The following is a 12,957-nucleotide window of genomic DNA, read 5'->3' as shown; positions in this document are numbered from 1 at the left end:
GGAGAGATGAGAATGAACATTACGGTAATCGGAACCGGCTACGTCGGACTCGTATCGGGCGTCTGTTATGCGGAGCTCGGAAACCAGGTCATCTGCGTGGATAAGGATCCCGGCAAGATTGACCTATTGAACGCCGGTGGCATTCCCATTTATGAGCCGGGACTGAAGGAGCTGGCTGCGGAGGCGCAGCTTAAGGGCAAGCTTTCGTTCACGACCGATTTGGCCGGCGCCGTCCGTCAATCAGACATTATTATTTTAGCGGTCGGAACACCTCCTCTTCCAAACGGCGAAGCCAATCTGGCTTATATCGATCAAGCGGCGCTGGAAATCGCGGATGCGATGAACGGCTACAAGATCATCGTCGTGAAGAGCACAGTGCCGGTCGGAACGAACGAGCGGCTTGCCGTGCTCATACGTTCCCGGACGGATATGTGGTTCGACAGCATTTCGCTGCCGGAGTTTTTGCGGGAGGGCTCGGCGATATACGATACGCTCAATCCGGACCGTATCGTGATCGGGGCCGATTCCAAGAGCGCGGCCGATACGATTGTCGAGCTGCATGATCGCTTGACCAACCACATTGTGGTAACGGATATACGCAGCGCCGAGATGATTAAATACGCATCCAATGCGTTTCTCGCCACGAAAATATCGTTTATTAACGAGATTGCCAACATTTGCGAGAAGGTAGGCGCGGATGTCTCTCAGGTTGCGGCAGGGATGGGCTACGACAGAAGAATTGGCCCGTCGTTTCTGAAAGCGGGGATCGGCTATGGGGGATCCTGCTTTCCGAAGGATACGCATGCCTTAATTCAAATCGCCGGTCATGTGGACTATGAATTCAAGCTGCTGCGTTCGGTCGTGGAGGTCAATCAAGACCAGCGCTTTAATATCATACGAATGCTGGAGACGATATTCGACGGCAGCCTGAAAGGGAAGACGGTTGCGATCTGGGGCTTATCGTTTAAGCCGAATACCGATGATGTGCGTGATTCGCCGGCTCTTGAAATTATGCATCATTTGATCGATAACGGCGTGAGCTTAAGAGCCTATGATCCTATCGCGACAGACAACTTCCGCACCTTGTTCGGAAGAGAAGGAGTCGCATGGTGCGATGAGGCGATGGAAACGGCAAGAGGCGCGGATGCGCTTTGCTTGCTGACGGAATGGGATGAATTTTCTCGAATTGATCTTGCAAAGCTGCAAAGCGTATTGAATCGCCCGATTCTTATAGACGGACGTAATGTCTTTGATGAGGAACATTTGCTGGGAACAGATTTTATTTATTATTCGGTAGGCCGACCCCGCTTGAATCAAGGCGTAAAGCAGCAAATTCCAGTCTCGTTTTCTAATTAAAATTAGTTATGCAGAGGTGACAATAATGACGTTTAGAAAAAAAATGACCGCTTCCGTACTTGTGTATTCCATGCTTGCCGCATCGCTAGGCGTCCTGCCGATCAGCCAGAAAGGGCTGCAGGATAAGCTTGGTTTTGTAAGCGTGGCGAACGCCGCGGATTCGGGACTTCCGTCAAGCGTTTTTCTGCAGCGCATGAACGCGCTGCATGCCGCGCTTGCGGCAGGCGACCCGGCAGATGTGGAGGATGTAAGAAAGCTGCGCGATGAGATCGCCGGTCTCGACGAAGCCGCAAATTTGCAGCTGCTAGATCCAGTTTGGAATAAGATTAGCGCCAAGCTGCCGGAATCCGTTGATCAAGCCAAGCTGAAAACCAATTTGTTTCGAATGGTCAAAGCGGTTTTTTCGATCCGCTACGATGTTGCGGCATCCGATCTTGAGGCGATCCGGATGAATTCGGAATTCCGGGTAACGCTGAAGACGATCTCGGCGGCCGGCGGTGACGCGAATATTGTGATGGACGATTTTCTGGTGTTCCTCCTTGGCGACGGCGGCGATCGGAAGGGCGTGGAAGGAACGATCAGCGCGGAGCTGACAGGTATGTCTTCTATGCAATTATTGAGCCTGCTTGGAAATAAGCAGGGTATTACCGCGGTCCTGCTCCAGGCTTCGGAGAAGCTGCTCAAAGAGACAGACGCGTACAAGTTTAGCTCAATATTACACGAGCTTGGCGTTACGCCGCAGGACGTAAGAGCGACGGTGCTTAATTTCCAGATCAAGCTGCAGAAGGACGAGCCGGCCATTAACGCGATGACGGTTTCCTATGTCCGTACGGCCGCGAGCGCCTCTGCGAAGATGAGCGAGGACGGACGTCGTCATGACTACAGCCTGAAGGTGTTCGGTGTGGATGTGCCAAGTGCTGCGCTGAAGTGGGAGAAGGTGTCGGGAAGCGAGGCCGTAAATGTCACGCCAAGCGGAATCGTTACAATCCCTGCAGGCGTTGCCGGTGCTTCGGCGGTTATTCAGGCCAAGCTGGTCAACCCTTACGGGGGATCGAACAAATTGATCTTTGAGAAGGAAGTTACCTTGACCGCGAAAGAGGAACAGCCCGGAGATGTTTTTCCGGCTGAGCAGTTCCTTGAGCGAATGAACAAGCTGTATGCAGCGCTCGTAGCCGGCGACCCTGGCGATGCAAGGGATGTCCGCAGCCTGCGGGATGAGATTGCGGGGCTTGATGCCTCCAAAGATCAAGCGTTACTCGATCCTCTATGGAACGCAATCGCTCTCAATCTTGCGTCATCTGCCGATCAAGCGCAGCTGAAGACAAGCTTGTTTGAAATGATTAAAGCGTTGGGCTCTTTCCAGTACGACCCTAATGCATCCGATTTGGAAGCGATTCGGACGAATCCTGAGTTTCGGGCGACGCTGAAGACGCTTGCTGCAGCAGGCGGCGTTTCGAATATAACGATGGACGATTTTCTTATTGTGCTGTTCGGCGACGGCGGAGAGCGCAAAGGTATAGAAGGAGCGATTCTTGATATTGTCGCGGATATGAAGCCGAAAGAGATTGCCCAACTATTTGGCGATAAGCAGAAAATTAATGCGGTCGTCATCGAAGCGATGATTGAAGTTTTAGCCGAAAGCGATGACTATGCGTTAAGCAAAGCGCTGCAAAATCTAGGCGTCAAATCGGAAGTTATACGGTCCACGGTTCTAAACTTTCAGGCGAAGCTGAAGTATGATGAGCCGGCGATGAGTGCATTGGCTGTAGCTTTTATCCGATCCGAAGTGAAGCCGAGTGTAAAAATAACGGAAGACGGACGGCAGCATGAATATCAATTAATGGTGTTAGGAGTAGAAATTCCTTCTTCGGTTTTGAAATGGACGAAGCTATCCGGAAGCAAGGATGTCAAGGTGGAAGCAAACGGCAAATTTTCGATTCCGAAAAAAGTACCTTCAGCGGCAGCTGTCATTCAGGCCGCTATCGTGAATCCTCACGGAGGCGAGATGAAGGTGATTTTCAAACAGGAGGTCACGCTTGTTAATGACAAAGGCCAAATTGAAATCGACAAAAAGATCGGAGAAATTTTTCACACACTGGATGATCAGCTGGTGAAGCTTCAAACCAAGCTGAAAAGTGCCAAAAATGATAAGCAAAAGGTAAGCTTGATTTTGGAAGCTGTTCGGGCCGGCAATAATGCCGTCAAAAAAATTGAAAAAGTGGATGCTTCTAAATCAGTCGAAGACAAAGCCATTAATGAAGTGAAGGACAAGGTTAATCGCTTGATTATGCTTATTGTACGCGACTTACTCGATTACTGAAGCTTAAAGGGCTGTCCTGCAGCGGCTTTGCCGTCCAAGGGACAGCCTAGCTGTTTCATTTGTTCTTATTATGGGTGGGAGGTTTCTTAAGAGATGGGGAAAAATAGGATATTCGGAAAGCGGCGGCGGCAATCCCGGAAACCGAATACTGCAATCATGATCTTAGCTTCAATAACGATTATTTTGTTATTTGTATGGGGTGGATTGTATTGGAAGGGGAAATCAGAACAGGCGCTGCTCACGCAAGCAGACGAAGAAACAGAGAGCTGGATCGTACTGCAGGACTTGGATGAGATTCAGACATCGGAGGATAAAAAGACGAAAATTGCTGTGGATGAACAAACTGGAAGGGCGGCGGGCGAAACGGCGGCTCCTGTCGGGCACAACGATAGCAAATTGAGCAAGGACGGAGGATTAACGCAAGTGATTCAAGCTGAGGTTACGGACATAAAAAGCGTGAATAAACCGGAAACTCAAAAACCGGATAAATCAGTTCCGCAAAAAACAACGAAGCCGGCAACGCAGAGTGAAGCGAAACCTGATACCAAAAGCAACGGGAAAACAATACCGGGTGAAACAAGACCTGAATCGACCGACAACCCGATACAGGATCCAACAATGACAGCTGCACAGCTGCACGAGGAACAATTCATTCTTGTTCAAGCGAAGTGCGCGCAGGACATGAAAGATGTGCTGATAGGGGCTGAAGCAAGCATAGCGGCGCTTGATAAAACGAATTTGGCTGCCATTCAGGAATTGAATACGAAGCTGGCAAACGGGGTTGGGGAGGTGGCATCCGCCTGTGACATTCAATTTAAACAGCTTGCCCAAAACGCCAAGCAGGATGATGTATCGCCGGATATGATCACGGAGTGGGAACAGACGTTTAATAATATGCTCACGGAGCTTCAAAACGAAACGGAAATGAGGCTGCAGCAACTCATGCAGTTCTGATTTATTCATTCTTGGTTACGATACGGTCGCGGAGGACGTGTTCAAGCAAATTGCGAATTAATGCAATATCGTCCTTCTCCAATGGAACCCCGTCCCAATGAAGCTGTTCGACATTCAAATATTCTTTTGCATTATGATTTAATTCAGCAGGAGGATCCGGATATTCGGTAAGTCCCAAAAGGTAGTCCGCCGAAGTACGCAGCTTTCGGGCGATCGTCTGAATGGATTCAATTGTCGGCTGCCGGTATCCGGATTCATAGCCCGCATACGTGCTTTTCGCAACGCCAACGAAATCCGCTACTTCCTGCATCGTGAATTTTCTCTTCTTTCGCAGCTGCTTAAGTCGTTTTGCGAACATCCTCTTTCCTCCCCCCGAGCTTATAGCATAAACAAATCCTTATTGCTAGCAGCACATTTATTAACATCTTGTTGACATACACATAATTATAGCATGTTTACCAGTTGCTTGCACAAGGCAACGGCTATAGCAAGTGTACGGATGTCAATATGAAATATCGGATATGCGCCAAGGCGATTGTACGGAAGAACGGTTAAATGCAAATGAATAAACGATATGCTGTCTGGGCTTGTTTTGCTTGTGGACGGAAACCGGCAATTTAATCTCAGCCGATAATTGACCATCAAGCTCTGGGGGAGAGCTGCTGATTATTGTTTTATTATTTTTCTGCTTTTCTTCACGGATCGAGACGAGCGTCGACATTTCTTCCGCGAAATATTTTTGTTTTTCCTTCGGCATACCTGTTGAGATTGCATGTAGAAGCGCTGCGTCCTGATGATACATTATATCGATGAAGCTTCTCGCTAAGACTAGCGGAGCTGCGGATTCAAAGTAGGGCTGCAGCCGGCCTGCCGCTTTATGCACCATCATCTGATGAGCCGGATCAGGCTGATCGGACTTGTGTGTGCTGCTAAGATAGAAATGGATGCAGAAATGGCCTGAAAAGCCATTCTCCGGAATACCATCCCCGCCATGCGGCATACCGTTCATGGACGCGGCAATCCATTCATTTCCAGCGTGAATGAGCACCGCTTTTCTTTTCCAGCTCCATTTATCATTATAGATTTGCTTCATGATTCTCGAATCGGCCTTCGTCATCGGCTGTACATCCGCATGATCCTTTCCGGCGCGTCTCTGCACCTGAAAGGTAAGCCCGCTCTCCAAATCGGTTATGGAAAATATACTTTTATTTGGAATCCTTTGTTGAGCCTCCTGCCAGGATAATTGTTTTCCATAATGCTGTGAGCGAAGCGTGTCCGCCAGCCGCAATAATCGATCGGCAGCTTGTCTTGGCAAAACCAGGCGTTCTGCCGCTTCTTCACGCCACAAGCTTCCCGAACTTTCTAAACGGTAATGGGTAATTTGGTTAGCCTCAGATATGGCAATATCAATATCAGGCAGGAAAGACGCATCAACGGCGTGCTCAACCTTGGCACGACTTACCGCGCGAGTCATTTCCTTGCTGGCGATATCAAGCTCGCTGACAAATGCTGCGGTTGTACTGGCTTGTACAGTCATCGTCATTTCGAGTGTCTTTTCTTGTTTTACTGCGAAAGCATACGGCTGCTGTCCGATCATCAAAACTATAAGTGCCGCTGCTCCTATCAAAGTCCATTTCTTCCCTATACGATTCATCGTATTCCCTCCGGTTATATTTCAGCTTCTTTTAATTTCAGCTATTGCATCATGAATTATGTGTCATTGGATTTGCGTATAGGGAATTGATTTTCGAATCATACTATCCAAGTTCTTATTGTATAGGAAGGTGAATGAATATGGGCTTCCAATGGCTATTAGCAATATTGTTACTATTTCAACAAGCTGAGCTGCCTGCGTCTTTAATTGTAGAGCATCAAGGGAATCCAATTGTCAAAATGAATCGAACTGATTTTATGTACCGATTATCTGGCATTCCGCTTATTGATCATGAAGCTTTGTATCAACAAATGGAAGATTTGGACAAGCGTGTGAAAAAGGCTCCTGTTAACGCCACGCTTGATGGAGCGGGACGGATTATTTCTGAGCAGGAGGGCAGCAAGCTTGATCGTCTGAAATTCGAGGAAAGGTTTTATAGCTTTATTTTTGAAGGAGGTTTCTCAAGACTCGAAGCACCGATGCAGACAACGTATCCGAAGGTGGACAGCGAGCTATTATCAATGATCAAGGTGAAGAGAATCGGGCAATATGTTACATATTACAATAGTCATAATAAGAATCGCTCTTACAATATCAGTCTCGCTGCCTTAGCCATTAATAACTATGTTGTGTTTCCCGGGGAGATATTTTCGTTTAACAAGATTGTTGGAAAGCGGACGAAGGAAAAGGGGTATTTACGGGCGCCGGTTATTGTTAGAGGAGAAGTGTCCGAAGATATTGGAGGAGGGATATGCCAAATTTCATCAACGCTCTTCAATGCGGTAGACCGTGCAGGGCTGCAAATTATCGAGCGCTACTCTCACAGCAGAAATGTTCCTTATGTTCCGTCCGGCCGTGATGCGACAGTAAGCTGGTATGGACCTGATTTTGTGTTCCAAAATAAATACAACCAACCGATACTAATCCGGGCTTATGCGAATGCAGGTCAAGTTATCATTATGATCTGCTCGTCGGAAATGGTGAATGATAAGCAGCGGAACGTGCCTAGCGCCTCAAAAAAACTTCCTGCAGAGATCAAAGCCGAAATAAACGCAAACCAATTGGAGCCATAATGAAAACTAACTATCACAGACCTTCTGGCAAAAGGTCTGTTTAAATTACGGTTTTCATTTTTTTTTGCAATTCATCGAATTTTAGCTTCGAGATATGAGCATGCTTTTCGATGTTGGAGAAATATGCAAGATAAGTCTGGTTATTAGCGGAAATATGCGTAATTTTGCTCAGATTAACAATATAGGAACGATGCGATAAGAAAAATAAATCTTCAGGCAGATGTTTTGAAACATCACCGATGTTTTCAGTGGTTGTATACTTTTTATCCTGCGTATAGATTTCACATTTTCCCCCAACCTTTTCGATCATAATGATATCCTGCAAAGGGATATAATAATAATCGCTGTTATCTTTAATATAGATGCGCTGGAGCTTGTCGTTCCTCTGCTGAACCTGACGCTGGGCGCTGCTTCTTATTTTCTTGACCTTCTCTAATGCCGTGTAAAGTCTCATCTTCTCAATGGGCTTAACGATATAGTCCACGGCCGACAGCTCAAAGGCTTGTACAGCGTATTCATCATAGCTTGTAATGAAAATAAACAGCAGATCGCTTTTAATTTTCAGACAGCTGCGAATCGCATCCATGCCGTTAAGCTTAGGCATATTGATGTCGAGCAGGACGACGTCAGGCTCATTTGCCATAATGGAGTCGATAAGCTCCTCTCCGTTCTTGCATTTATCGACAATTAAAAAGTCAGGAAGCTGTTCGATATAAAATTGTATAATATTCAAAGAATCTTCATTATCATCTACAACGATAACTCGGGCTTTATCCATGACTTATAACCTCACATTCTAGTGTTCACGAGCGGAAGCGCGAACCAGAAGCTGCTTCCTTCATTTTTTTGACTGCTTACCCCAACGGATCCTCCCATCATGGCAATAAAGTTTTTCATAAGCGTTAATCCGATGCCCGTTCCTTCAATATTATGCTCGGGATGGAAGATCCGATAAAAGGGCTCGAAAATTTGTTGAAGCTCTTCCGGATTCATACCAATTCCAGTGTCATCAACGAATATCTTTATTTGATCATGGAGGATTTGATAGTGAACCGTTACTTTCCCCCCATTCCTATTATATTTGATGGCATTGGAGAGTAGATTAATCATGACTTGTTTTAACCTTGTTGTGTCGCCATTTACATGGAAATCAAACGCGCTGCCCGTTTGACTTTCAATTATAACACCTTTTGCTTCAGCGATTGGATGCATCAGACGAACTGTTTCTTCAATAATATCGGTCAGCTCTATAATTTCCAGGTTAAGGCTGGCAGTTCCAGATTCAAATTGTGTATGATCCAAAATCTCATTGATAAGGGCGATAAGATGGCGTCCAGCCTTTAAAATTTTGGATGCTCGTTCTTTTTGGATGTCATTTAGTAAATTGTTTTTATCATCGAGCATGATTTGTGAATAGCCTAGGATGGAGTTCAGCGGCGTACGCAGCTCATGACTCATCATCGACAAAAATTCGGACTTCGCATTATTGGCTTTTTCAGCCTGTTCTTTGGCTTCAAATAACGCGTTTGTTATTTTGTTTTTAGAAGTAATATCCCGAAAAATAATAAGCTTATTGCCGGGAATGATCTCTGCAGTAGCCGTGTATTCATATATTCTTTCAGTACCATTCTTTAACTGTATAGTAACCTCGCGATTTTCTTTGTTGAGCTGCACGATGTCGAAAAAATCATATACATTTCTCGATATGAAATTTTCTCGCGATACGCCCAATCTGTTGTACGCAGCAGGGTTCGCATCTACGATTGTGTTCTCATCATCAATTAAAATCATGCCGTCAAGAGCGCCGTCAAATAGTGCCCGCAGCTTGCTTTCCTTTTCCCATAACATTTGGTTGTTCAATGTTAGCTCTGTATTTTTATTTTTGAGCTCTGTAATTAGAATGGATCGTTCAAGCGTCATGGCCGTCAGATTGCAAATCGTTTCCATTAAAGCGACCTCAAGATGCGTGAATCTAGAACGCTTCGAAGATCCAAAGGACAGTGTACCAATCAGCCTCCCATAAGAGAATAGAGGATGACAGGCGTAGGCTTGAATGCCTAGTCCCTTCACCAGCTTTGCACGCGGATCAACCGATTGTTGAATTTCCTCTACGATGATTTTGGTCTGATCCTTTGCAGCGCTTCCACAAATAGCTTCGCCAAATTCAAGATACCGAATCTGCTTGGCCGTTCCCTCATTAATCCCAGAGTAGTTCATTAGTTGAAGCATTCCGGTTGTTTTATCAAAGATGTAGTTGAAGTATAAGTCCAGCTCCAAATAGTCGGAAAGATCATTTAATAAGGAATCCAATATATTTCGCGGCTCTTCATTTGTAATGATATGATTGGCTAAGTCTGTATTAAGCGATAATATTTCTGAGAAGCTGAATCCGCTGTGCTCCGGTTCTTTTCCAGGCGAGATCTCCCGAAAAAGCACAGCTATGCCATCCGCTTTGAGCTGCACGCTAATATCAAGGAATCTGGAGTAAGGCTGCTGGACGCGTGCTTCAAAATGGATGTCAGTATCCGATGGCTGGGCGTTGCTAAGCTCTTCTTGAATGAGATGAATAAACCACCTCGGCAGGGCTTTATTTGTTCCGATCAAGCTGCGCGCCAGCCTATTGGCATATCGAATGTGATACAGATTGTCCATAATGAAATAACCGGCCGGGAGCTCTTCTAACAGGTCATTTTTACTATTGTCGGATAAGAGCATAAGGATTCCCCTTCTATATATACATAATGATAAGTAGACGTATTTACATATCAAATAGTACACAGAAATGAAGCAAAATTCTTGTGGTAAATTCGTGCAGCATACGTCTTTTCAGCATGAAAGCTTAGAAATCCAGAATAAATCATAAGTATAGAACAATTTGAAGAGGATTAGAGAGAATAGATTCCAAATGTTTCTTATAGGACATGAATGGATGTTTTTTAATGGCGAGAGGATGTTAGCTGGTATTGACAGAAGAATCAGAGAAACCCGTTTTTTATTTTGTCGAAAAGATACTTCCAGCCGCTGAAACATAGTAAAAATATAGGTTGAATGCTGAAAATGCATGGCGAAATCAATCGACAAGATTCGACTGAAATGCACGTGTGAGTTATGATTCACAATAGATATAACAATATGATTCAGCGTGTTCATCAGGAATAAATAACCATATTCATTATAACTTGTTTCCAGGAAGTGGGGATATAATGAGAAAGGAACATTCTGAGGCTTATCAATTCAGCGGTATGAGACTGAATAAAAATATATATAACCAATATGGCGTTTTAGTGCTCCCCGCTCAAGCGCGGCTGACTCAAAAGGATATTGAGCTGGTCATTCATCAGAAAATCAGCTTGCGTCATGAAGATATGGAGCATGCTTCCATACTTTATCTTGTAAATTCCGCTATAAAGGAAATCAAAGATGCCTTTCATAAGATTCGCCACTCCCATGTGATCCCTTATGAGGATGTTCGCGAGAGGATCATTCCGATTATTGAGGAAATGAGCAGTGATGCACATTTTAGCGACGTGTTCGCACATTTGGAGCTGCGTGATGAATATACATACCGTCATAGCATAGGCGTAGCCCTAATCAGTCGATTAATCGGCGTTTCCCAAGGCATGCAAGAAGAGGAATTGCTGCAGCTCACAACAGCCGGCTTCCTGCATGACGTAGGCAAGGTGAAAATACCTATCGAGATTATCAATAAGCCGGGGAAGCTGACCAATGAAGAATACGCTGAGGTGAAAAATCATACGGTATATGGCTTTGACATAATTCGGGGCACATCGGAAGTTTCTTATCGTTATGCGCTAGTTGCGCTTCAGCATCATGAACGCGAGGATGGGAGCGGCTATCCCTACGGATTGCAAAAACAAGAAATTGATCTCCACAGTAAAATTGTAGCCGTTGCGGATGTGTTTCATGCAATGATTTCAAAGCGTGCGTATAAAAATCCCATTCCTTTTTATCATGTTCTTAAGGATATGTCGCAAAATGCTTTTGGGAGCCTAGAGCCGGAAATTACGCTTCGATTTCTAAAAAAAATTATGAATCTATTAATCGGCAACCATGTTGTCATGTCCGATGGGAGTGAAGGGAAAATTATTATGATCAATTCTAATGATCCTGTTCATCCACTCGTTGCAATAGATGGCCAGTATGTGGATTTAAGCAAAAACCGAACGCTTCATATCCACCAAATTATTTAAACTAAGAAAGAATCTGATAAACAAGGTGAATTGTATGGAACGTATGCTTCATACTCAAGGCTTCAATCAATTGCTGCTTGACTCCATGATTGAACCGATCGTAATTATTAATCCACAAGGTATAATTACAGCTGTTAATCAGGCCTGGCTTTATTCACCCCTTCACAACGGTGGTCAACTGGGTGAATATAAGGGTATTTATTATCCGAAATTATATGCGGAAAATAATAAGCTTGTCACAGCTATGAACCAAGTTCTGGCCGGCGAGCTGAAGCTGCACGAGCAGGAAATCATGAATGCTGCGCCTGCGGTTGAGGAAGCTCAATTTTACAGGCTTCGAATAGCTCCGATCAAGCAGCCGGACGATAGCATTTCAGGCGCACTTCTAGTTTATTGCAATATTACGGATCAGAAAAAGCAGCTGCGAGAGCTGAAGGACCAAGCGGAGCAGTATAGGCTCATTGCAGAATATTCCCAAGATATGATCAAGATAACGGACATTAACGGCACGATAGAATATACATCACCTTCACTGCTTAGCATATTCGACCATTTGGAAGAAAAAACGAAAATATTTGAATATATTCATCCCGAGGATGTTAGAAAAACTAGAGATATTTACCAGAACATGATCGAAACCAAGGGCACCTATGTGATGGAGCTGCGGAAAAAGCATAAGGATGGAAGCTGGCTATGGTTAGAAACCGCTTTCTCACCCGTATGTGCGAAGGATGGCAGCATCTACAAGGTCATCGTTGTGTCCAGAGACAACAGGGAAAGAAAAAATTACGAGCTATCGCTGGAAAAAATGGCTTATCATGATTTTTTAACAGGTCTCTACAACCGAAGAAAGCTGATTACCCTTGCCGAGGAGGCGCTTGAAGAAGCAGCGGCCAGTGGCGAGATGCTGGGGTTCCTCGTCATGGATCTCGACAAATTCAAGCTCATTAACGATACGTACGGCCATGACATTGGTGATATGGTTTTGAAGGAATTTTCTAAGCGGTTGCTGCTTAATAAGAGAGCCGGTGATATTGTTGGACGCTTAAGCGGTGATGAGTTTGCCCTGGTCATGAGAGACATTCATGAAAAAGAGGATATTCATGCGTATATCGGGCATGTTCAGGAAGTGTTTCGAGCCCCCTGTCATTTTCCCAATATAGATCAACCTATTTTTTTGAATCCGAGTATTGGGTACTCCTTGTATCCGAAGCATGGCAGGACGATAAAGCAGCTTTTTAAGTATTCAGACAAGGAACTATATAAAAAGAAAAAGGCAAACCTATTGAAAGATAGGGACGCAAAGCCACGGGTCTAAAGCGGTAATTGCTGCTATGACAGCCGGGCTGCCGGAAATGGAAGGATTTTATTAAATCCAGTCTTTCGGGC

The 12,957-nt window shown here is 45.0% G+C and carries 9 protein-coding genes, 1 pseudogene and 1 riboswitch; of the genes and pseudogenes, 6 read left to right on the top strand and 4 right to left on the bottom strand.

Going from position 1 to position 12,957, the window contains the following annotated elements:
• Positions 1-12: 12 nt before the first annotated feature.
• From ACO9K6_RS10095 to ACO9K6_RS10085, 3 genes are all read left to right on the top strand, one after another.
• Entirely contained in the window at positions 13-1,356 is a 1,344-nt protein-coding gene (locus ACO9K6_RS10095; protein WP_424767435.1) for a UDP-glucose dehydrogenase family protein, read from the top strand.
• Between the two features lie 25 nt (positions 1,357-1,381).
• A complete protein-coding gene (locus ACO9K6_RS10090; protein ID WP_424767434.1) occupies positions 1,382-3,676 on the top strand; it encodes a hypothetical protein in 2,295 nt (764 codons plus the stop codon).
• A gap of 93 nt (positions 3,677-3,769) precedes the next feature.
• Positions 3,770-4,630, top strand: a complete 861-nt coding sequence (locus tag ACO9K6_RS10085; RefSeq protein WP_424767433.1) for a hypothetical protein — start codon at positions 3,770-3,772, stop codon at positions 4,628-4,630.
• Position 4,631: 1 nt separating this feature from the next.
• On the opposite strand, the gene ACO9K6_RS10080 is transcribed toward ACO9K6_RS10085, so the two are convergent.
• Complete coding sequence (locus ACO9K6_RS10080) at positions 4,632-4,988, bottom strand: helix-turn-helix domain-containing protein (protein ID WP_424767432.1); 357 nt, start codon at positions 4,986-4,988, stop codon at positions 4,632-4,634.
• 144 nt (positions 4,989-5,132) lie between these two features.
• Complete coding sequence (locus ACO9K6_RS10075; RefSeq protein WP_424767431.1) at positions 5,133-6,284, bottom strand: hypothetical protein; 1,152 nt, start codon at positions 6,282-6,284, stop codon at positions 5,133-5,135.
• A 140-nt stretch (positions 6,285-6,424) separates the two neighbouring features.
• Here ACO9K6_RS10075 and ACO9K6_RS10070 point away from each other — a divergent pair, with 140 nt between their 5' ends.
• Positions 6,425-7,357: a VanW family protein gene (locus ACO9K6_RS10070; protein ID WP_424767430.1), complete on the top strand. Its 933-nt coding sequence runs from the start codon at positions 6,425-6,427 to the stop codon at positions 7,355-7,357.
• Between the two features lie 40 nt (positions 7,358-7,397).
• Here the strand turns inward: ACO9K6_RS10070 and ACO9K6_RS10065 are convergent, their stop codons facing one another.
• A complete protein-coding gene (locus tag ACO9K6_RS10065; RefSeq protein ID WP_424767429.1) occupies positions 7,398-8,135 on the bottom strand; it encodes a LytR/AlgR family response regulator transcription factor in 738 nt (245 codons plus the stop codon).
• Between the two features lie 11 nt (positions 8,136-8,146).
• Positions 8,147-10,072 carry a GAF domain-containing sensor histidine kinase gene (locus tag ACO9K6_RS10060; RefSeq protein WP_424767428.1) on the bottom strand — a complete coding sequence of 642 codons (1,926 nt, stop codon included), beginning with the start codon at positions 10,070-10,072 and terminating at the stop codon, positions 8,147-8,149.
• Between the two features lie 488 nt (positions 10,073-10,560).
• On the opposite strand from ACO9K6_RS10060, the gene ACO9K6_RS10055 reads away from it, so the two are divergent.
• Together ACO9K6_RS10055 and ACO9K6_RS10050 are read left to right on the top strand one after the other, a co-directional pair.
• Positions 10,561-11,568 carry an HD-GYP domain-containing protein gene (locus ACO9K6_RS10055; RefSeq protein WP_424767427.1) on the top strand — a complete coding sequence of 336 codons (1,008 nt, stop codon included), beginning with the start codon at positions 10,561-10,563 and terminating at the stop codon, positions 11,566-11,568.
• Between the two features lie 34 nt (positions 11,569-11,602).
• Positions 11,603-12,835 (top strand): annotated as a pseudogene (locus tag ACO9K6_RS10050) (diguanylate cyclase); the annotation flags it as partial.
• A riboswitch (cyclic di-GMP riboswitch) is annotated at positions 12,834-12,922 on the top strand. Its footprint overlaps the pseudogene before it by 2 nt.
• The last annotated feature ends 35 nt before the right edge of the window (positions 12,923-12,957 follow it).

Origin of the sequence: Paenibacillus praedii, from assembly GCF_049725345.1 — a bacterium.
In the GTDB taxonomy this organism is placed as follows: Bacteria; Bacillota; Bacilli; order Paenibacillales; family Paenibacillaceae; genus Pristimantibacillus.
Note: the sequence above shows the minus strand (reverse complement) of the source record. Positions and strands in the feature narration are given on the sequence as shown.